This is a genomic window from Streptomyces sp. ADMS, from assembly GCF_033441795.1.
GTDB lineage: Bacteria > Actinomycetota > Actinomycetes > Streptomycetales > Streptomycetaceae > Streptomyces.
On sequence record NZ_JAVFVX010000101.1, the window covers coordinates 1 to 20,803 of the forward strand.

The following is a 20,803-nucleotide window of genomic DNA, read 5'->3' on the forward strand; positions in this document are numbered from 1 at the left end:
CCTCGGTGACGTTGATGCGGTCACCCCGGAACATGGCATCCCGCAGCCCGAACACGTCCGTCGCGACGGCCAGTTCGCGCAGCAGCCGCAGTGACTCGTCGGTGACGAGGTGCTTGGAGTAGTCAATGTGCAGGTCACCGACCTGGAGCGTGTATCCGGCGCCGCGCCCGGGGTCGGCCGCGAACAGGTCCCGCAGATGGGTGTCCGCCAGCTCCTCGCGGTGTTTGGCCAGAGCCGTCCACTCGGGCGTCTGGTTGAGCCTTGTACGGCTGTCTGCGTTCATCTCGGACTTCCGCCTCTTTCCTGCCTGGGCCCCCGCTGCCAGTCCCAACCTAATTGATCAGCGCGTTTATCGAGCTGTCGTCGTACCGTCGTCCGGTCCAACAACAAATACGTCCTCACCGGCAGATACGTCTTCGCCGGCAGATATGTCTTCGCCCACAGATACGTCCGGCTTCAGCGCCGGTATCAGTACGGCGACCGACAGGACGAAGAAGGCGGCGGCAAGCAACGCCGGCGTGTTGAGTCCCCAGACTGTCGCGACGGCTCCGCCCAGCAGCGCGCCCAGGGGTGCTCCGGCGACCGCCAGTGTGCGGAAGGCCGAGCTGACCCGGCCCAGCATCGCGGCGGGACTGCGGCTCTGCATCAGGGTCGTCGTGTTGACGTTCCACACCATCCCCATGAGCCCGAACACGGCCAGGGCGGCCACCAGCGCGGCCAGGCTGCGCACCGAGCCCATGACGACCAGCGCGCCGATCTGCACCGTACCGGCGAGCAGGACGGCCCGTATCCGCCCGAGTCGGCCGACCAGCCAGGTGTTCAGTACGCCCCCGGCGAGGCTGCCTACGGTGTACGCGGTCATCGCCGCCGCATATCCCCCGTTGCCCGCGTCCAGCCAGTCGGTGACCAGCAGGACGATGGTGGCGATGAGGGCGCCCATGCCCACGTTGCACAGCGCCGTGGCCGCGCACAGGCCACGCAGCGGCCCGTCGTGCCACAGGGTGCGCAGGCCGGCCGTGATCTCCGCGCGCAGGGTGCTGCCCGACGCTCTCGGTGCCCGCGCAGCCACATCGGGCCGCAGCGAGGCGACCAGGGCCGCCCCGACCAGGAAGGTGACGGCGTCGGCCGCGAAGGGGACGGCCGCGCCCAGGGCGATGAGGAGGGGCACCACCGGCCCGGCCAGCAGACCGCCGGCGATGCGCTGGCCGGTCATCAGACGGGCGTTCGCGCCGCCGAGCGCCGCCCTGTCGACCAGGGCCGGCAGCAGGGCCGTCGAGGCGTTGTCGAAGAGGGTCTGGAGCGTGGTCAGCGCGAAGACGAGCGCGATGAGCAGGCCGATCGAGGCGTGCCCGAGGCCGACGGCCACGGCGAAGCAGGCGACCAGCAGCCCTCGTACCGCATCCACCGTCCACATGGCGCGACGTTGGTCGACCCGGTCCGCGACGGCTCCGCCGAGCAGTCCGAAGACGAGCCACGGCAGATAGCCGCAGGCCGTCACGGAGGCGATGAGCAGGGGCTTGTCGGTGAGTGTCGTGGCGAGCAGGGGCAGCGCGGCCGTGCGCAGCGCGTCGCCGAAGCTGGAGAGTACGGCGGCGCTCCACAGCCGTCCGAATCCCCCGCGCCACGCGGGCACACACGCTCCCGCCGTCTCGACCGTCGTCACAACTCCCCCTCGCGGTTCTTCGGTTCACAAACCGTAGAGGGCACCACTGACAATCGGCCGGGGAGCTGGTGGGCGACGCCCCGTCAAACGGGTCCGGCCAGGCACCTCTCGGTGCCTGGCCGGCCGTCGACTTCTAGATCTCGCCCCGCAGTTTGGCGAGCGCCTCGGCGAGGATCGCCTCACCGTCCGCGTCGCTGCGCCGCTCCCGTACATACGCCAGGTGCGTCTTGTACGGCTCGGTGCGCGGCGGGGCCGGCGGGTTGTCCCGGTCCTGTCCGGCGGGAAAGCCGCAGCGCGGGCAGTCCCAGGTGTCGGGGACCTGCGCGTCGCTGGCGAAGCTGGGCTGCGTCTCGTGCCCGTTGGAGCACCAGAAGGAGATGCGCAGCCGTGGCGCGGACTCGCCACGCTCGGCCTCGCCCATCGGCCCCGCCCCGACCCGGCTTCCCCGGATCGCGTTGCCACTTGCCACGGTCGTAACTCCCTGCGTAATGGTGCCGCGAAGCGAGTCGGCGTTTTCGCTTCGTTGCGAGCGCCTCAGTCTACGTAAGGCCCAACGCGCGTCCAGTGCTTCGAGTTACAGGCCCCACACCAAGACGCAAGCCCCATGATAGGCCGCCCTTGGCGGGGCGTACCGAACATGGGGCCTTACGTGCGGAATGTGCGTGCGTAATGTGCTGTCGTACCGGTATTTGACGACCGGTGTCAGCCACTGATCAGTTGTTCACCTTCATCAAGATGCCGAGTACGACGATGCACGCGAACCACAGCAGACCGAGCACCACAGTGATGCGGTCGAGGTTACGCTCGGCGACCGAGGAGCCGCCGACGGACGACTGCATGCCGCCACCGAACATGTCGGAGAGGCCGCCGCCCTTCCCCTTGTGCATCAGCACCAGCAGCATCAGCAGCAGGCTGAAGACGATCAGGGCGATCGAGAACCCCAAAACCACGGCTGGACCAACTTCCTCGGATTCTGATGGACGACGGGGCCGGAACTCTCATTCGGAACGCTCGGCGCACCAAATACTAGTTTCGGCCCCGCCAGGGTACGACGGATCTCCGCTAGCGCATACTCACTGGTCGCGGAACCGAACGATCTTGACGAACTCGTCGGCGTCCAGCGAGGCACCGCCGACCAGTGCGCCGTCGATGTCGGGCTTCGCCATGATCTCGGCGACGTTCCCGGACTTCACCGAGCCGCCGTACTGGATGCGTACGGCGTCGGCGACGTCCTGGGAGTAGAGCTCGGCGAGCTTCGCGCGGATCGCCGCGCAGACCTCCTGCGCGTCGTCGGAGCCGCAGACCTTGCCGGTGCCGATGGCCCAGACGGGCTCGTAGGCGATGACGACGGTGTCGGCCTGCTCGGCCGGGAGGTCCTTGAGGCCGCCCTCGACCTGCGCGAGCGTGTGGGAGACGTGGTTGCCCGCCTCGCGGACCGCCAGCTCCTCGCCGACGCACAGGATCGGGGTGAGGCCGTGCTTGTAGGCGGCCTTCACCTTGGCGTTGACGAGCTCGTCGGTCTCGTTGTGGTACTGGCGTCGCTCCGAGTGACCGATCGCCACGTAGGTGCACTTGAGCTTGGCCAGCATCGGGCCCGAGATCTCGCCCGTGTAGGCGCCCGTGTCGTGCGCGGAGATGTCCTGGGCGCCGTATTTGATCTTGAGCTTGTCGCCGTCCACCAGGGTCTGTACGGAGCGCAGGTCGGTGAAGGGCGGCAGGACCGCGACCTCACAGGCGTCGTAGTCCTTGTCCGCGAGGGCGAAAGCGAGTTTCTGGACGTGGGCGATGGCCTCAAGGTGGTTGAGGTTCATCTTCCAGTTGCCCGCCATCAGCGGCGTGCGAGTGGTCATGTGCGGGGTCAGCCTTCCAGTGCGGCGAGGCCGGGGAGCGTCTTGCCCTCAAGGTATTCGAGGGAGGCGCCGCCACCGGTCGAGATGTGGCCGAATGCGTTCTCGTCGAAGCCCAGGATGCGCACGGCGGCGGCGGAGTCTCCGCCGCCGACGACCGTGAAGGCCGGGGAGTCGAGGAGTGCCTGGGCGACCGCCTTGGTGCCCTCGGCGTAGTCGGGGTGTTCGAAGACGCCCATGGGACCGTTCCAGAAGACGGTGGCGGCGTCGGCGAGCTTGGAGGCGTACAGCGTGCTGGACTCCGGACCGATGTCCAGGCCCATCTGGTCGGCGGGCATGGCGTCCGCGGCGACGGTGGTGGGGTTCGCGGGAGCCTTGGTCTTCAGGTCCGGGAACGCGGAGCCGACCCTCACGTCGACGGGGAGGACCAGCTCGACGCCGTTCTTCTCCGCGCGCTCGACGTACTCCGTGACGGCCGGGAGCTGGTCCTCCTGGACGAGGGAGGCACCGATCTCGTACCCCTTGGCCTTGAGGAAGGTGAACACCATGCCGCCACCGATGAGGATGCGGTCGGCCTTGCCGAGCAGCTGGTCGATGACGGCGAGTTTGTCGGAGACCTTGGCTCCGCCCAGCAAGACGACGTACGGCCGCTTGACGTCCTCGGTGAGCTTCTTGAGGACGCCGACCTCGGTGGCGATGAGGTAGCCGGCGTAGTGCGGCAGGCGGGCCGGCAGGTCGAGGACCGAGGCGTGCCCGCGGTGCACGGCGCCGAAGCCGTCGCCCACGTAGACATCGGCGAGGGCGGCCAGCCGGTCGGCGAACTCGCCGCGCTCGGTGTCGTCCTTCGACGTCTCACCGGCGTTGAAGCGCAGGTTCTCGAGCACCGCGACCTGGCCGGGCCGGAGGCCGTTCACGGCGTCGTGGGCGGCGGGGCCGACGGTGTCCTGGGCGAAGGCCACGGGGGCGTCCAGGAGTTCACCGAGGCGCTCGGCGGCGGGCAGCAGCGAGAAGACGGGGTCCGGGGCGCCCTTGGGACGGCCGAGATGGGAGGCGACGACGACCTTGGCGCCGGCACCGGCGAGGGCCTTGACGGTGGGCAGGACGGCCCGGATGCGGCCGTCGTCGGTGATGACGCCGTCGGCCAGCGGCACGTTGAGGTCGGCGCGGACGAAGACCCGCTTGCCGTCGACTCCTTCGGCGAGGAGTTCGTCGATCGTCTTCATGAAGGGGACTCCTAGGGATAGCTCTATTGTCCGGGAGGGGCTGGATCGATCAGCACGCGCCACAGGGCTCGGGCAACGCCGCGTCGCGTTGCCCGAGCCCTGTGCTCACATCGAAGTGCCTGCTCCGGTACTCAGAGCTGGTTACCGACGAAGACCGTGAGGTCGACGAGGCGGTTGGAGTAGCCCCACTCGTTGTCGTACCAGCCGATGATCTTCACGCTGTTGCCCTGCACCATGGTCAGGGAGGAGTCGAAGGTGCAGGAGGCCGGCCAGTTGACGATGTCCGAGGAGACGATCGCGTCCTCGGTGTAGTCCAGGTAGCCCTTCAGCTCACCCTGGGCGGCCTTCTGGAACGCGGCGTTGACCTCTTCCCTGGTCACCACGCGCTCCGTCTCGACGACCAGGTCGGTGACGGATCCCGTCGGGACCGGCACACGCATCGCCATGCCGTTGAGCTTGCCCGCCAGCTCCGGGATGACCAGGCCGAGGGCCTTGGCCGCACCGGTGCTCGCCGGAATGATGTTCTCGGCGGCGGCGCGGGCGCGGCGCAGGTCCTTGTGCGGGAAGTCCTGGAGGCGCTGGTCGCTGGTGTAGGCGTGGACCGTGGTCATCAGGCCCGAGACGATGCCGAAGTTCTCCAGGAGAACCTTGGCCATCGGCGCCACACAGTTGGTGGTGCACGAGGCGTTGGAGATGATGTGGTGGTTCGCCGCGTCGTACTTGTCCTCGTTGACGCCGAGCACGATCGTGATGTCCTCGTCCGAGGCCGGAGCCGAGATGAGGACCTTCTTGGCTCCACCGGCGATGTGCTTCGCGGCGTCGGCCTTCTTGGTGAAGATGCCGGTCGACTCGATGACGATGTCGACGCCCAGCTCACCCCAGGGGATGTCGGCCGGGTCGCGCTCGGAGAGCACCTTGATGGTGTGACCGTCGACCGTGATCGTGTCGGCGGTGTGCGACACCTCGGCCTTGAGACGGCCCAGGATGGTGTCGTACTTGAGCAGGTGAGCGGTGGTCGCGGTGTCACCCAGGTCGTTGACAGCCACGATCTCGATGTCAGCACCCTGCTCCAGCAGCGCGCGGAAGTAGTTACGACCGATGCGGCCAAAGCCGTTGATGCCTACGCGGATCGTCACGAACCGATCTCCTCGTTAGGTACGCCGGCTTTCGATGCCGGCGAGTTGTATGGGATGTCCCCGACCGCCTACGACCCTACCTCCCTGAGGCCCCGGTGGTGACATCGAGATGACCCATACACGGCAGGACGGTCCGTACCCGCCAGTAGGGGTACGGACCGCCCAGGTTGTGCACCGCGACAACCCGATCGGAATCGGCGCGATTACCTGATGAACCGGATGAACCTGATGAACGGGGCTGGTCAGTTCTTCAGCGCGGCCAGTGCCTTGCCGAGGAGTGCCTTCCGGTCGGCCGCCGCGGTGACGTGCTCCAGACCGAAGCCCAGCAGCAAAATGTCACCGGTGGTGACTGCTCCGTATGTCTTGAACAGTTCGCACGACAGACCCCAGTCCCTGATGACCGCGGGGCTGCCCGCGGGCGGTCCGGGGGTGCTCCAGGCGCCCAGCGACGTCTCGAAGCCCTCGGCCGCGCCCGCCGTGCCGCCGATCACGACGGTGGCGTTGTCGGGGAGGCCACCTGCCAGCCGACGCCGTAGAGAAGCAGTTCGGCGGCGGAGTGGTAGTTGATGCCGTACTCGAAACCGCTGCGCTTCTCGAAGGCGTCGAGGGCCTTGGTCTCGGGCTCCGAGTTGGGGCCGGCGCCGCGGTAGGTCCGGCTGGTGGGGAACGGGGACGAACCATCGTCGTCGTAGCCCCGCTTGAAGGCGAAGTTGCGGTTGAGGTCGACGCCGTCGCCGATGGTGTGGGCGCCGTCGCCGTTGACGTCCCGCATGTTCTTGCGCCACTGGCGGTCGGCGTCGGGCTGGTGCGCGAAGTCGTAGCCGTCGGGATTCACGGAGAGGACGAACCACAGTTCGGCCGTGTCGACGACCTTCTCGATGCGCTGGTCCTTGGAGTAGTTGTCCAAGTGGTGGTGCATCAGGCGCCGGGTCATCTCCGGCGTGATCCATTCGTGGACGCGCGCCTTACATAATCGCTCATCCCGCATACAAGTTCGGCCAGGTCGAACCAAGGCTAGCCACTTGGCTCGAAGGGCATGCTCCACTGCATACGGTCTTACACGGGGCCGCGTTGCACTCGGTCCGGCGCCGGCGTTCGGCGCCTCCACATCACCGGAGGATGGTGCGGGGCTTCGCCGACGTCCCTGGCCGGAACGAGCCACGCGGTCTTCCAGAGACCCCGCCCGCCCAGAACCGGACCGCGCCCATGAGACGCGCCGCTGCCCGGGCGCGAAAGCGGGTGACCAGCCCGTCCAAGACCGTTCGGGACGGAGCCGCTGAGGGGACGAGGTCCCGCCCAGTGCCCAGGAACGGTATCTGCTCCTTCGTGAGGAGCCCTCCGTGCGGCGGTGCCCGCCGTCGAGGCCGCTACGTCGGCCTGGGCGTCGAGCACCGCCGCAAGCAACCCAGCCTGAGCGCGCCGACAGCGAGGATCGTTCTCGCTCTTCGTCTCATGAACCCCCCTAGCGATGACCCGCCACAATGGCGGACAGGTGCCAGGCCCATGACAGTTCATGATCCAGTCAAGGGTGCCCCAAGGCCGGGCAAACGCCGGTGCCGGTACCCGAAGCGGGCACCGGCACCGGCGTGTTGAGGGCCCATCAGCCTCCTTTGAGGCTTCGTCAGCCCGCGTCGGCCATCTCCTCGGTGAGGTTGGACTCCGTCCCCGGAATGCCGAGGTCCTGGGCCCGCTTGTCGGCCATGGCGAGCAGCCGGCGGATCCGGCCCGCGACGGCGTCCTTGGTCAGCGGCGGGTCGGCGAGGGCACCCAGCTCCTCCAGGGAGGCCTGCTTGTGGTCCATGCGCAGCCGGCCGGCCGCCGCGAGGTGCTCGGGGACCTCGTCCGCCAGGATCTCCAGCGCGCGCTGGACCCGGGCGCCCGCGGCGACGGCCGCGCGTGCCGAGCGTCGCAGGTTGGCGTCGTCGAAGTTGGCGAGGCGGTTCGCGGTGGCGCGGACCTCGCGGCGCATCCGCCGCTCCTCCCAGGCCAGCACCGACTCGTGCGCGCCGAGCCGGGTGAGGAGCGCGCCGATCGCGTCCCCGTCCCGGACGACGACCCGGTCGACGCCTCGCACCTCGCGGGCCTTGGCGGCGATCGAGAGGCGACGGGCGGCGCCGACAAGGGCGAGCGCGGCCTCAGGGCCCGGGCAGGTCACCTCCAGCGACGAGGAACGTCCCGGTTCGGTGAGCGAGCCGTGGGCCAGGAAGGCGCCTCTCCAGGCCGCCTCCGCGTCACAGGTGGCCCCGGAGACCACCTGCGGGGGCAGGCCTCTGATCGGGCGCCCGCGACCGTCCACGAGCCCTGTCTGGCGGGCCAGCTGGTCGCCGCCCGCGACCACCCGGACGACGTAACGGGAGCCGCGGCGCAGTCCACCGGGTGCCATCACGATCAGTTCGGAACTGTGTCCGAAAATCTCCAGGATGTCCCGCTTGAGCCGGCGGGCCGCCATCGCGGTGTCCAGCTCCGCCTCGATCACAATGCGCCCGCTCACCAGATGGAGGCCGCCGGCGAACCGCAGAACGGCGGAGACCTCCGCCTTTCTGCAGCAGGTACGGGTGACGGGGAGCCGGGAGATCTCGTCCTTCACCGCTGCCGTCATCGCCATGGGCCGATCCTTCCATGCATCCGAAAAATACGGTCGTACGCGGCGGCCAACAGCTCCGTATCGTGCCGAGGAGATCCGTCGGTCCGGGCCACCGGCGCCAGCTCGACCGCGGCGCCGAACCGCTTCGCGGCATCGGTCAGCAAGTCGCGGTCGGGCACGGCGGCCTCGTCGGCCAGCACCACGTCCAGGGCGAGTTTAGGGGCGTGTCGTCCCAAAACCTCCAAATGACGCTGCGGGGAGAAGCCATCGGTTTCTCCGGGCTGCGGCGCGAGGTTCAGCGAGAGTACCCGGCGGGCCTTCGTCCCGGTGAGCGCCTCGAGCAGCTCCGGCACCAGCAGGTGCGGGATCACGGAGGAGAACCAGGACCCGGGTCCGAGGACCACCCAGTCGGCGTCCAGGACGGCGGCGACAGCTTCCGGGACGGCGGGCGGGTCGTGCGGCACGAGGTGCACGGTCTGCACCTCGCCGGGCGTCAGCGCGACGGTCGCCTGCCCTCGTACGGTGTCGATGTCGTCGGGCCGCGACGGGTCGTGCCCCTTGACCAGTGCCTGCAGTTCCAGGGGTACGGCGGACATCGGCAGGACGCGGCCGTGCGCGCCCAGGAGCCTGCCGACCAGGTCGAGGGCCTGGACGTGGTCGCCGAGCTGCTCCCACAAGGCGACGATCAGCAGGTTGCCGACCGCGTGTTCGTGCAGGTCGCCCTTGGACTGGAAGCGGTGCTGGATGACGCGGGCCCAGGTCTGGCCCCATTCGTCGTCGCCGCACAGGGCGGCCAGGGCCTTGCGCAGGTCGCCGGGCGGCAGCACGCCCAGCTCGTCGCGCAGGCGCCCGCTGGAGCCGCCGTCGTCGGCCACGGTGACGACGGCGGTCAGATCGCCGGTGATCCGGCGCAGTGCGGCGAGCGAGGCGGACAGGCCCATGCCGCCGCCCAGGGCGACGACCTTGGGCTGGGCGCCCCTGCGGCGTGGCCTGGCGCCGCGGGCCTCGACGGGCTTGCCGCCGCGGCCCTCGGTGGTCACCCGGCGCAGCCTGCTCAGCCGCGGTGTACGCCCCGTCATTCCCGTCCCATGTCCCGGTGCACGATCACGGTCTCCACGCCCTGCGAGGCAAGGCGGGCGGCGAGCTTCTCGGAGGTGGCGACCGAGCGGTGCTTGCCACCGGTACAGCCGACCGCGATGGTCACATAGCGCTTGCCCTCGCGGCGGTATCCGGCGGCGATGAGCTGGAGCAGCTCGGCGTAGCGGTCGAGGAACTCCTTGGCGCCGGGCTGGTTGAAGACGTACGCGGACACCTCCTCGTTGAGCCCGGTGTACGGACGCAGCTCCGGGACCCAGTGCGGGTTGGGCAGGAACCGCATGTCCACGACCAGGTCGGCGTCGACCGGGAGGCCGTACTTGAAGCCGAAGGACATCACCGTGGCCCGCAGCTCGGGCTCCTCCTCGCCGGCGAACTGGGCGTCCATCTTGGCGCGCAGCTCGTGGACGTTGAGGCTGGAGGTGTCGATCACCAGGTCGGCGTCACCGCGCAGCTCGCGCAGCAGTTCGCGCTCGGCGTCGATGCCGTCGACGATGCGGCCGTCCCCCTGGAGGGGATGCGGCCGGCGCACCGACTCGAAACGGCGCACCAGGGCGTCGTCGGAGGACTCCAGGAAGACGATCCGCCGGGTGACGCCCTTCACCGCCAGGTCGGCAAGCGACTCACGGAGGTTGTCGAAGAAGCGCCTGCCGCGTACGTCGACGACGACCGCGATCCTCGCGACGTTGCCCTGGGAGCGGGCGCCGAGCTCCACCATGGTGGGGATCAGCGCGGGCGGCAGGTTGTCGACGACGAACCAGCCGAGGTCCTCCAGACACTTGGCGGCCGTCGATCGGCCGGCTCCGGACATGCCGGAGATGATCACCAGCTCGGGGATGGCCGCTTCGGGGCCCCCGGATGTCTCGATGCCCGTACCCACTTGCTCTCCGTCTTCCTGGCCCGGTGGTTCCTGGTCCGCCGCGGCGCCCGGTGCCGGGCCCCCGGCGTGCCGCGAGCGATCATCGCCCGCTTCCTTGTGACCTGTCCGGCCCTCTGCTGCGTGCTCGGCGTGACCTGTCTGGCCCTCTGCTGTGTGCTCGGCCTTCGGTGTCTCGTGCTCGGTCATTTCTCCTGCCCCCGTCGCTCGTCCGGGGCGCCCGCGGCTACGGGCTGCCCCGAGGAACCCGCCGTCGTTTCGGGTTCCCCGTTCTGCGTGTCTTCCGTGTAATCCATGATCTCTCCGGTCGCCGTGTTCACGGCGGGTGCGGCCGGGGCCGCCTGTGCGAGGGCCACGGCGATCGTCTCGGCCGTCTTGAGGCCTATGCCGGGGACCTCGCGGATCTGGTCGATTGTGGCGGACCGCAGCTTCTTCACCGAGCCGAAATGCTTGATCAGCGCCTGTTTCCGGGTTTCACCGAGTCCGGGCACGTCGTCCAGGGGGCTCGCCCGGAAGCGTTTGCCCCGTTTGACTCGCTGGTAGGTGATCGCGAAGCGGTGGGCCTCGTCACGCACGCGCTGGAGCAGATACAGGCCCTCACTGGTGCGGGGCAGGATCACCGGGTCGTCGTCTCCGGGTACCCAGACCTCCTCCAGGCGCTTGGCGAGGCCGCAGACGGCGATGTCGTCGATGCCCAGCTCGTCCAGCGCCCGCTGAGCGGCGGTGACCTGCGGCCGGCCACCGTCGACGACGACGAGCTGCGGCGGGTAGGCGAACCGCTTGGGCCTGCCGTCGTCGTCCTTCATCTCTTCGCCCGGTTCCGGGACGCCGGCGACCTCCTGGCCGGATTCCCGGCCGTCCGCCCACTCCCCGGTCTTCCCCTTCTCGGCGATGTAGCGCTTGAAGCGGCGGGTGATCACCTCGTGCATGGACCGGACGTCGTCCTGTCCCTCGAAGCCCTTGATCTGGAAGCGGCGGTACTCGCTCTTGCGCTGCAGGCCGTCCTCGAAGACGACCATGGAGGCCACCACGTCGTCGCCCTGCAGGTGGGAGATGTCGTAGCACTCGATCCGCAGGGGGGCGCTGTCCAGGTCGAGGGCCTCGGCGATCTCCTCCAGCGCGCGCGAGCGGGTGGTCAGGTCGGAGGCCCGCTTGGTCTTGTGCAGCACGAGCGAATGCTGCGCGTTGCGCTGCACGGTCTCCATGAGTGCCTTCTTGTCGCCGCGCTGCGGGATGCGCAGCGAGACGCCGGACCCGCGACGCTCCGCCAGCCACTCCTGGACGGGCTCCACGGGATCGGGCAGCGCGGGGACGAGGACCTCCTTGGGCACGGAGTCACCCTTCTCCTCCCCGTAGAGCTGCTGGAGGGCGTGCTCGACCAGGGCGCCGGTGGTGACCTCCTCGACCTTGTCGGTCACCCAGCCCCGCTGACCGCGCACCCGCCCACCGCGTACGTGGAAGATCTGCACGGCCGCTTCCAGCTCGTCCTCGGCGACCGCGATCAGGTCGGCGTCGGTCGCGTCGGCGAGCACGACCGCGCTCTTCTCCATGGCTTTCCGCAGTGCCTCGATGTCGTCGCGCAGACGGGCCGCCCGCTCGTACTCCATCTCCTCGGCCGCTTCCGTCATCCGCTGTTCGAGCCGGCGGATGTACGCCCCCGTGCGGCCTGCCATGAAGTCGCTGAACTCCTCGGCCAGTTCGCGGTGTTCCTCGGCCGAGACCCGCCCGACGCAGGGTGCCGAGCACTTGCCGATGTAGCCGAGCAGACAGGGGCGGCCGGTGCGGGCGGCGTTCTTGAAAACGCCGGCTGAGCAGGTACGCACCGGAAAGACGCGCAGGAGCAGGTCCACGGTGTCGCGGATCGCCCACGCGTGCCCGTACGGCCCGAAATAGCGAACACCCTTGCGTTTCTGACCGCGCATCACCTGCACGCGCGGGTACTCCTCGTTCATCGTCACCGCGAGATACGGGTAGCTCTTGTCGTCCCGGTATTTGACGTTGAAGCGGGGGTCGTACTCCTTGATCCAGGAGTACTCCAGCTGGAGCGCCTCGACCTCCGTGGAGACCACCGTCCACTCCACGGAGGCGGCCGTGGTGACCATCGTGCGGGTGCGCGGGTGGAGGCCGGCCAGATCCTGGAAGTAGTTGGCCAGACGCTGACGCAGGCTCTTCGCCTTCCCGACGTAGATCACCCGGCGGTGCTCGTCGCGGAATCTGTACACCCCGGGAGAGTCCGGGATCTGTCCCGGCCTGGGGCGGTAGCTGGAGGGGTCGGCCATGTCTCACACCCTACTGGCGGGGTGTGACAGCGCGGTGATCCTGTGGACCGACGCCCCCGGTCACCGGGGAGGGCCGGGCCGGAAGGCGAGAGCTTCGGCAGTTGCGCATGTTGCGCCTCAGGTGTTGTCCCGTCCTGGTCAACACGCTTCAATGCGGGGGAACTCGGGGCGGTGAACGGCCTCGTACGCACGTAAGGACATGAGACACGGGGGCGAGGACGCCGCGTACGCCCGCCGGGCCGCCCCGGTTCGACCCACGCGCGCGGTCCGACCAGCCGCAGCGACCATCACAGAAGGGCCCCCTGCATGCGCCAAGGCACACCGCACGCGGACGACGTCGTCGTGGAGGACGCCACAGCGGAACTGGACACGGCTCTGCGAAACGGCCCCTTCCATGTGGCCCTGCGGGCCGCGATCACCGCTCGCGGTCTGCCACTGCAACGCGTCCAGCACCATCTGTGGCGGTACGGGGTCAAGGTCGGCGTCACCAGCCTCAGTTACTGGCAGCAGGGCGCCCGCCGCCCGCAGCGTCCCGAGTCGCTGCGGGCCGTGAGGGCCCTGGAGGAGATCCTCCAGCTGCCGGACGAGTCGCTGATCCGCCTGCTCTCCCAGGACGAAGAACGCGCCGGTTCGCAGCATCCCGCCGCGCGTTCGTACCGCTCCCTGGTGGAGACCTCCGGAGTCCTGGAAGAGCTGCTGACGGAGCTGGAGGCGCCGCTCGACGGCGGCCTGCACACCCTGGGCCTGCACGAACGGATACGGATCGGCACGCACCGCGAACTCCTCGTCCGCGAGGCCCACCACATCGTGCGCGCCCACCGGGACGGCACCGACCGTTTCGTCGCCGTCCACCACGGCGACCCCGGGTGCGTGCCGGACCGTATGTCGGTCCACGCCCTGGAGAACTGCCGCACGGGGCGGGTACGCCGGCACCACGACACCGGTGTGCTCGTCGCCGAGTTCCTCTTCGACACCCTGCTCCGGGCAGGCGATACGTTCCTCTTCCGGTACGCCGTCGAGGACGGCACCGCGGGCGTGTCCCGGGAGTACGTGCGCGGATTCGGCGTCGCCGGCGGCCAGTACGCCCTCCAGGTCCGCTTCGACGACGGGGCCCTGCCGGTGCGCTGCCACCGGTTCGCCCAGCACTCGGCCGCGGCGCCCCGCAGTGGCCGCCAGGACCTGCCGCTGAGCGCCCGCCACCGCTCGGTCCACCTCGTCGAACCGAGGCTGCGACCGGGACTCCTGGGCATCGGCTGGGACTGGGAGTGACCGGCCGCCACTGACGCAAGCGTTTACGTAAACGCTTGCGCAAGCGTTTACGTCCTCCTGCGTATGCGGTACCTTGCTGCCGTTGAAGCCCGACCGGGACGGAAAGGCGGGGCTCCGTGGCGACGATGGCCGACGTGGCGCGGCATGCGGGCGTGTCCGTGGCGACCGTCTCCCACGTACTCAACGACACCCGCGTCGTGCGCCCCGCGACGCGTCAGGCCGTCCGCGACGCCATCGAGGTGCTGGGCTACACCCCGAACACGCTGGCCCGTTCCCTGGTCACCGCGCGGACGCGTTCCATCGGACTCGCGGTGTCCGCGATCAGCAACCCGTACTTCACCGAGATCCTCCAGGGCGTCGAGGCCGGCGCCCTGGAGCACGGCTACAGCCTCCTCATCGCCGATCCGCACGACGATCCCGAGCACGAGCGCAAGGTCGTCCAGCTGCTGCACGAGCGGCGTGTGGACGGCATGATCGTCGCCCCCTCGGCGGATCCCGGCGGCCTGGTCGCCTACCTGACACGGCACGACGTACCGACGGTGTTCCTGGACCGGCTGCTCGACACGCCCTCGGGCGGCACCCCGCGCTTCGACCAGGTGTGCGCCGAGAACGCCGAACCCATGGCCCGGCTGATCGCCCACCTCACGGCACTCGGCCACAGACGCGTCGGCCTGGTCGCGGGCCGTCCCGGCCTCAGCACCACGGCGGAACGGATCGCCGGCTACCGCATCGGCCTCGCGGCCGCCGGGCTCCCCCACGATGAACGCCTCGTGGCCCACGGCGACTCCGAGTCGGAGGGTGGCGAGCGGGCCACCGCCGCCCTCCTCTCCCTCGCGGCACCCCCGACCGCCCTCGTCACCGCCAACAACGCGATGACCATCGGTACCCTGCGCGCCCTGCGTGAGCGCGGCCTCACCGTGCCGGACGACCTGGCGCTGTGCTGCTTCGACGACTTCGCCTGGGCCGACCTCTTCTCCCCCGGGCTCACCGCGATCGCGCAGCCCGGCAAGGAGATCGGCAGCCAGGCCGTACGGCTGCTCCTGGACCGCCTGGCCGACCCGGACCGCCCGACCCGGACGGTTCGGCTCCCGTGCACGTTCGTCCACCGCGAATCGTGCGGGTGTGCCGGCCAGGAGCACCCCGAGAACTCCCCGCAGGCCGAGAAAGGACCCGTCTCGTGATCGTCGTCGCCGGTGAAGCCCTGATCGATCTGGTGCCGCGCGCGGCGGGCGCCCTCGCGGATCTGCAGCCGGCGCTCGGCGGCGGTCCCTACAACACGGCGGTGGCTCTCGGCCGCCTGGGCTCCCCCACCGCGTTCTGTTCCCGGGTCTCGTCCGACGCCTTCGGCGAGGCGCTGCTCGACGGGCTGCGCGCGGCAGGCGTCGACGTGTCGTCCGTGCAGCGGGGCAACGAGCCGACGACGCTCGCGGTCGCCTCGATCGGCGTGGACGGCTCCGCCGCCTACTCCTTCTATGTCGAGGGCACCGCAGACCGGCTGTTCACGGTCCCCGCCCAACTCCCCGACACGACCCGGGCGGTGTCCTTCGGCACCTGCTCGCTGGCGCTGGAACCGGGCGCGAGCGCGTACGAGGAACTGCTGCGGAGCGCTGCCGCGCAGGGCGTGTTCACAGCACTGGATCCGAACATCAGGGCGGGACTGATCCCTGATGCGGACGCCTATCGGGCCCGTTTCACGAGCTGGCTGCCGTCTGTGTCGCTGCTCAAGCTTTCGGAGGAGGACGCCGAGTGGCTCGGCGGAACCCCGCACGACTGGCTGCCCGCGGGCCCCTCGGCCGTCGTGGTCACCCGGGGCGGCGACGGACTGACGGTCTTCACCCGTGACGGAGCGGAACACTCCGTGCCCGGCGAGAAGGTCGACGTCGTGGACACGATCGGCGCCGGCGACACCGTGAACGCGGCGCTGCTGCACGGCCTGTCGGCCCGGGACGCCCTGTCCCCGGCGGCCCTGGCCGGCCTGAGCCCCGAGGGCTGGGCCGGCCTGCTCCGCCTCGCGGCGCGGGCGGCGGCGATCACCTGCTCGCGAGCGGGTGCGGAGCCGCCGTACGCGGCCGAACTGGGTTTTCTGTAGGGGTGGTTCGTCAGACCGCAGGGCAGGGACGGGGCTGGTTGGGCAAAGCGCGGCGGCCCGCGGGGAGTTCCTGCGGGCCGCCGTGTCTCCGAGTTCGCCGATCGCTCAGGCCTTGCGGGCCCGAGTTGTCGTCTTCTTCGCCGGCGCCGTCTTCTTCGTGGTCCCGGCCGTCTTCTTGGCCGCCGTGTTGCTGGCGGTCTTCGCCGTCGCCGTCTTCGCCGCCGTCGACCTGGCCGCCACCGCCTTCTTGGCGGCCGTCTTGCGCGGGGCCTTCACCAAGGTGGCGTCGCTGACCCGCTCGGCGCCCAGGACCTCGCGCAGGAACTTGCCGGTGTGGCTGGCGGGGATCCCGGCGACCTCCTCGGGTGTGCCCTCGGCGACGACGAGACCGCCGCCGGCGCCACCCTCGGGGCCCATGTCGACGACCCAGTCGGCGGTCTTGATGACATCGAGGTTGTGTTCGATGACGATGACCGTGTTGCCCTTGTCCACCAGGCCGGAGAGGACCCTGAGGAGCTTGCTGATGTCCTCGAAGTGCAGACCGGTGGTCGGCTCGTCCAGGACGTAGACCGTACGGCCGGTGGAGCGCTTCTGGAGTTCGCTGGCGAGCTTCACACGCTGGGCCTCGCCGCCGGACAGGGTTGTCGCGGACTGGCCGAGTCTGACGTAACCGAGGCCGACGTCGTGCAGCGTGTTGAGGTGGCGGGCGATCGCCGGGACGGCCTCGAAGAAGTGACGGGCTTCCTCGATCGGCATGTTCAGGATGTCGGCGACGGACTTGCCCTTGTAGTGGACCTCCAGGGTCTCCCGGTTGTAGCGGGCTCCGTGGCAGACCTCGCACGGGACGTACACGTCCGGGAGGAAGTTCATCTCGATCTTGATGGTGCCGTCGCCCGCGCAGTTCTCGCAGCGTCCGCCCTTGACGTTGAAGGAGAAGCGGCCGGGCAGATAGCCCCGCACCTTCGCCTCGGCCGTCTCCGCGAACAGCCTGCGGACGTGGTCGAAGACACCGGTGTACGTCGCCGGGTTCGACCGCGGGGTGCGGCCGATGGGCGACTGGTCGACGTGCACGACCTTGTCGACGAGGTCGTCGCCGTCCACGCGCGTGTGGCGGCCGGGCACACTGCGGGCGCCGTTCAGCTCGCGGGCGAGGTGTGTGTACAGGATGTCGTTGACCAGCGTCGACTTGCCGGAGCCGGACACCCCGGTGACGGCCGTGAGCACGCCGAGCGGGAACGACACGTCGATGTCACGCAGGTTGTTCTCGCGGGCGCCGTGCACGGTGAGCCGGCGGGACGGGTCCTGCGGGCGCCGGATGTCGGGCAGCGGGATGGCCTTCTTGCCGGACAGGTACTGCCCGGTCATCGACTCGTCGTTGGCGAGCAGTTCCTTCAGGGAACCGCTGTGCACGACCTTGCCGCCGTGCTCGCCGGCACCGGGGCCGATGTCGACGATCCAGTCGGCGACCTTGATGGTGTCCTCGTCGTGCTCGACGACGATGAGCGTGTTGCCCATGTCCCGCAGCCGGACCAGGGTCTCGATCAGCCGGTGGTTGTCGCGCTGGTGCAGGCCGATGGACGGTTCGTCGAGGACGTACAGGACGCCGACGAGGCCCGAGCCGATCTGGGTCGCGAGACGGATGCGCTGGGCCTCGCCGCCGGAGAGGGTGCCGGCCGCGCGGTTCAGCGAGAGGTAGTCGAGGCCGACGTCGACCAGGAACTTCAGCCGTTCGTTGACCTCCTTGAGTACCCGCTCGGCGATCTTCTTGTCGCGGGCGTCGAGCTTCAGTTCGGCCAGGAAGTCCGCGCAGTCGCTGATCGACATCGCCGCGACCTCGGCGATGGACCGCTCCATGACCGTGACCGCGAGGACGATCGGCTTGAGGCGGGTGCCCCCGCAGGTGGGGCAGGGCACCTCGCGCATATAGCCCTCGAAGCGCTCCCGGCTGGCGTCGCTCTCCGACTCGCTGTGCCGCCGCTTCACGAACGGGACGGCACCCTCGAAGGGCGTGGTGTACACACGCTCCCGGCCGTAGCGGTTGCGGTAGCGCACCTCGATCTGGGTCTTGTGCCCGTGCAGGAGCGCCTTTCTGGCACGCTGCGGGAGGCCCGCGAAGGGGATGTCGGTGCGGAATCCCAGGGCGTCCGCGAGGGCGGTGATGAGGCGGCCGAAGTAGTCCTTGGTGTGACCGTGCGACCAGGGGTGGATGGCGCCCTCGTCGAGGGACTTGTCCTCGTCCGGGACGATCAGCTCGGGGTCGACCTCCATGCGAGTGCCGATGCCCGTGCACTCGGGGCAGGCGCCGAAGGGAGAGTTGAAGGAGAAGGAACGGGGCTCCAGTTCCTCGAAGGACAGGTCGTCGTACGCGCAGTACAGGTGCTCCGAGTACATGCGCTCGCGCTCGGGGTCGTCCGCGGGCAGGTCGACGAAGTCGAGCACGACCATGCCGCCGCTGAGGCCGAGGGCGGTCTCGACGGAGTCGGTGAGGCGGCGCTTGGCGGTGTCCTTGACCGTGAGGCGGTCGACGACCACCTCGATGGTGTGCTTCTCCTGCTTCTTCAGCGCGGGCGGGTCGGACAGCTGAATGGTGTCGCCGTCCACGCGCGCGCGGGAGTAGCCCTTGGTCTGGAGGTCGGCGAAGAGATCGACGAACTCGCCTTTGCGCTCACGCACCAGCGGTGACAGCACCTGGAAGCGACTCCCCTCCGGCAGCTCCAGCACCCTGTCGACGATGGCCTGCGGCGACTGGCGCGAGATGGGGCGCCGGCACTCGGGGCAGTGCGGCTTGCCGATGCGCGCGAAGAGCAGACGCAGATAGTCATATACCTCGGTGATGGTGCCGACCGTCGAGCGCGGGTTGCGCGAGGTCGACTTCTGGTCGATCGAGACAGCCGGCGAGAGACCCTCGATGAAGTCGACATCCGGCTTGTCCATCTGGCCGAGGAACTGGCGGGCGTACGACGAGAGCGACTCGACGTAGCGGCGCTGGCCCTCGGCGAAGATCGTGTCGAAGGCCAGGGAGGACTTGCCCGACCCCGACAGGCCCGTGAAGACGATGAGCGAGTCGCGCGGGAGGTCGAGCGAGACATTCTTGAGATTGTGCTCGCGCGCGCCACGGACGATGAGACGGTCGGCCACGCCGGTCCGCACCTTTCTTGGGAGAAGTGACAGGGGCGGGGCCCCCGTGCTTTTTCAGACTAGGGGGAGCCACTGACAACGCCGGTCGGATTCCTTGGGTGGTAACAATCCCCGGCCATCCAGCATGCCCGACGCCGCACTCGACCATATAGCACGCACATTCGATTTGCGGGCCAGGTCCACCGCCTTCACCCGAACGTGTGGCGGGGCTATCGTCGAAGCCATGGCCGATCATGTGCGCGACCTGGCATCTGTACGCGACGCGACGGAACGACTGCTCACCGCAGCCGGGAAACTGAACAACGATTCGATGGCCGAGCCGTCACGACTGCCGGGCTGGACCCGGGGCCATGTCCTCGCCCACCTCGCCCGCAACGCCGACGCGCTCGTGAACGTCCTCGTGGGACGGCCGATGTACGCGTCCGCAGAGGCCCGGGACACCGACATCGACCGGGACGCCCCCCGCCCCGTCGACGTACAGCTCCCGGACGTGCGGGAGAGCGCGGCCCGCTTCCAGGACGCGGGAGCCGCGCCCGCGGACTGGTCGCGCACGGTGGAGCTGCGCAACGGGGTCACCGACACGGCCTCCAGGGTGCCGTTCCGCCGCTGGGCCGAGGTCGAGCTGCACCACGTGGACCTGGGGATCGGGTACGAGCTCGAAGACCTCCCCGCCGAGTTCACGGAGCGGGAGATCACGTTTCTGGCCGACCGGTTCGCCGGCCACCCCGAGGTGCCGCCCACGATGGTCACGGACGGCACGCGCGCGTGGCGCACGGGGGGCGAAACGGCCGGACCCGAGGTCACGGTCACCGGACCGGCGCCCGAGCTGCTGGGGTGGCTCGCCGGGCGTCGCGACGGAGCGGGACTCGACGTCTCGGGCGGTGCACTGCCCGCGCTGCCCCCGCTCTAGGGCCGGCGGCGCCGCTATAGGCTGAACGTCATGACGTACAGCGGAGCGGTGAAGGTCGGCGGCCCTGCCGATGTGCACGAGTTGCGGGACCTGATGATCACCAAGGTCGCGGTGGGCCCGATGAACAACAACGCCTATCTGCTGCGCTGCCGGGCCACTGACGAGCAGTTGCTGATCGACGCGGCGAACGACGCGTCCACGCTGGTCACACTGATCGGTGCCGATGGCATCGCGTCGGTCGTCACCACGCACCAGCACGGGGACCACTGGCAGGCGCTCGCGGAGGTCGTGGCGGCCACCGGTGCCCGTACGTACGCGGGTCGGGACGACGCCGAGGGCATCCCCGTGCCGACCGACGTACCGGTCGACGACGGGGACACGATCCGCGTCGGGCACGTAGAACTCACCGCGCGCCATCTGGTCGGGCACACGCCGGGCTCGATCGCGCTCGTCTACGACGACCCGCACGGGCATCCGCACGTGTTCACCGGGGACTGCCTCTTCCCGGGCGGTGTGGGCAATACACGCAAGGACCCGAAGGCCTTCGCCAGCCTGATCCATGACGTGGAGACGAAGATCTTCGCCCCGCTCCCGGACGAGAGCTGGGTCTATCCGGGACACGGCAACGACACCACCCTGGGTGCGGAGCGACCCCACCTGCCGGAGTGGCACGCCCGGGGTTGGTGAGCCGGC

17 protein-coding genes and 2 pseudogenes are annotated in these 20,803 nt (G+C 69.6%); 5 read left to right on the forward strand and 14 right to left on the reverse strand.

The window, feature by feature from the left end:
* The 13 genes and pseudogenes from RB628_RS31565 to uvrC all read right to left on the reverse strand — a co-directional run.
* Positions 1 to 283 (reverse strand): annotated as a pseudogene (locus RB628_RS31565) (glucose-6-phosphate isomerase); the annotation flags it as partial.
* A 66-nt stretch (positions 284 to 349) separates the two neighbouring features.
* Positions 350 to 1,663 (reverse strand): MFS transporter, encoded by a 1,314-nt coding sequence (locus RB628_RS31570; RefSeq protein ID WP_318324006.1) that lies wholly within the window; start codon positions 1,661 to 1,663, stop codon positions 350 to 352.
* A gap of 133 nt (positions 1,664 to 1,796) precedes the next feature.
* The gene (locus tag RB628_RS31575) at positions 1,797 to 2,132 is read right to left on the reverse strand and encodes an RNA polymerase-binding protein RbpA (RefSeq protein WP_010352468.1); all 336 of its coding nucleotides are present in this window, start codon (positions 2,130 to 2,132) and stop codon (positions 1,797 to 1,799) included.
* 244 nt (positions 2,133 to 2,376) lie between these two features.
* Positions 2,377 to 2,607 (reverse strand): preprotein translocase subunit SecG, encoded by a 231-nt coding sequence (secG, locus tag RB628_RS31580; RefSeq protein ID WP_055529234.1) that lies wholly within the window; start codon positions 2,605 to 2,607, stop codon positions 2,377 to 2,379.
* A 129-nt stretch (positions 2,608 to 2,736) separates the two neighbouring features.
* Positions 2,737 to 3,513: a triose-phosphate isomerase gene (tpiA, locus tag RB628_RS31585; protein WP_318324013.1), complete on the reverse strand. Its 777-nt coding sequence runs from the start codon at positions 3,511 to 3,513 to the stop codon at positions 2,737 to 2,739.
* 8 nt (positions 3,514 to 3,521) lie between these two features.
* Entirely contained in the window at positions 3,522 to 4,733 is a 1,212-nt protein-coding gene (locus tag RB628_RS31590; RefSeq protein ID WP_318324014.1) for a phosphoglycerate kinase, read from the reverse strand.
* A gap of 131 nt (positions 4,734 to 4,864) precedes the next feature.
* Positions 4,865 to 5,869, reverse strand: coding sequence for a type I glyceraldehyde-3-phosphate dehydrogenase (gap, locus tag RB628_RS31595; protein WP_318324016.1), 1,005 nt, complete (start codon positions 5,867 to 5,869; stop codon positions 4,865 to 4,867).
* A 242-nt stretch (positions 5,870 to 6,111) separates the two neighbouring features.
* The gene (locus RB628_RS31600; RefSeq protein WP_318324017.1) at positions 6,112 to 6,360 is read right to left on the reverse strand and encodes a hypothetical protein; all 249 of its coding nucleotides are present in this window, start codon (positions 6,358 to 6,360) and stop codon (positions 6,112 to 6,114) included.
* An 11-nt stretch (positions 6,361 to 6,371) separates the two neighbouring features.
* A pseudogene (locus RB628_RS31605) lies at positions 6,372 to 6,821 on the reverse strand (M14 family zinc carboxypeptidase); the annotation flags it as partial.
* Positions 6,822 to 7,490: 669 nt separating this feature from the next.
* Positions 7,491 to 8,474, reverse strand: a complete 984-nt coding sequence (gene whiA, locus RB628_RS31610; protein WP_318324018.1) for a DNA-binding protein WhiA — start codon at positions 8,472 to 8,474, stop codon at positions 7,491 to 7,493.
* Positions 8,465 to 9,532 (reverse strand): uridine diphosphate-N-acetylglucosamine-binding protein YvcK, encoded by a 1,068-nt coding sequence (locus tag RB628_RS31615; protein ID WP_318324019.1) that lies wholly within the window; start codon positions 9,530 to 9,532, stop codon positions 8,465 to 8,467. Before RB628_RS31615 ends, whiA begins: the two co-directional genes overlap by 10 nt.
* Complete coding sequence (gene rapZ, locus RB628_RS31620) at positions 9,529 to 10,614, reverse strand: RNase adapter RapZ (RefSeq protein WP_318324020.1); 1,086 nt, start codon at positions 10,612 to 10,614, stop codon at positions 9,529 to 9,531. Before rapZ ends, RB628_RS31615 begins: the two co-directional genes overlap by 4 nt.
* Positions 10,611 to 12,704 carry an excinuclease ABC subunit UvrC gene (uvrC, locus tag RB628_RS31625; RefSeq protein ID WP_318324022.1) on the reverse strand — a complete coding sequence of 698 codons (2,094 nt, stop codon included), beginning with the start codon at positions 12,702 to 12,704 and terminating at the stop codon, positions 10,611 to 10,613. The genes rapZ and uvrC overlap by 4 nt, the downstream gene beginning before the upstream one ends.
* A 306-nt stretch (positions 12,705 to 13,010) precedes the next feature.
* Here uvrC and RB628_RS31630 point away from each other — a divergent pair, with 306 nt between their 5' ends.
* The 3 genes from RB628_RS31630 (at position 13,011) to RB628_RS31640 (ending at position 16,062) form a co-directional block, all read left to right on the forward strand.
* Positions 13,011 to 13,973 carry a hypothetical protein gene (locus RB628_RS31630; protein WP_318324023.1) on the forward strand — a complete coding sequence of 321 codons (963 nt, stop codon included), beginning with the start codon at positions 13,011 to 13,013 and terminating at the stop codon, positions 13,971 to 13,973.
* Positions 13,974 to 14,089: 116 nt separating this feature from the next.
* Entirely contained in the window at positions 14,090 to 15,154 is a 1,065-nt protein-coding gene (locus tag RB628_RS31635; RefSeq protein ID WP_318324024.1) for a LacI family DNA-binding transcriptional regulator, read from the forward strand.
* The gene (locus RB628_RS31640; protein WP_318324026.1) at positions 15,151 to 16,062 is read left to right on the forward strand and encodes a carbohydrate kinase; all 912 of its coding nucleotides are present in this window, start codon (positions 15,151 to 15,153) and stop codon (positions 16,060 to 16,062) included. The genes RB628_RS31635 and RB628_RS31640 overlap by 4 nt, the downstream gene beginning before the upstream one ends.
* A gap of 105 nt (positions 16,063 to 16,167) precedes the next feature.
* Here RB628_RS31640 and uvrA read toward each other — a convergent pair whose 3' ends face one another.
* Positions 16,168 to 19,200, reverse strand: coding sequence for an excinuclease ABC subunit UvrA (uvrA, locus tag RB628_RS31645; protein ID WP_318324028.1), 3,033 nt, complete (start codon positions 19,198 to 19,200; stop codon positions 16,168 to 16,170).
* Positions 19,201 to 19,423: 223 nt separating this feature from the next.
* On the opposite strand from uvrA, the gene RB628_RS31650 reads away from it, so the two are divergent.
* Both RB628_RS31650 and RB628_RS31655 read left to right on the forward strand, forming a co-directional pair.
* Positions 19,424 to 20,110, forward strand: a complete 687-nt coding sequence (locus RB628_RS31650) for a maleylpyruvate isomerase family mycothiol-dependent enzyme (protein WP_318324030.1) — start codon at positions 19,424 to 19,426, stop codon at positions 20,108 to 20,110.
* 30 nt (positions 20,111 to 20,140) lie between these two features.
* Positions 20,141 to 20,797, forward strand: coding sequence for an MBL fold metallo-hydrolase (locus tag RB628_RS31655; protein ID WP_318324031.1), 657 nt, complete (start codon positions 20,141 to 20,143; stop codon positions 20,795 to 20,797).
* The last annotated feature ends 6 nt before the right edge of the window (positions 20,798 to 20,803 follow it).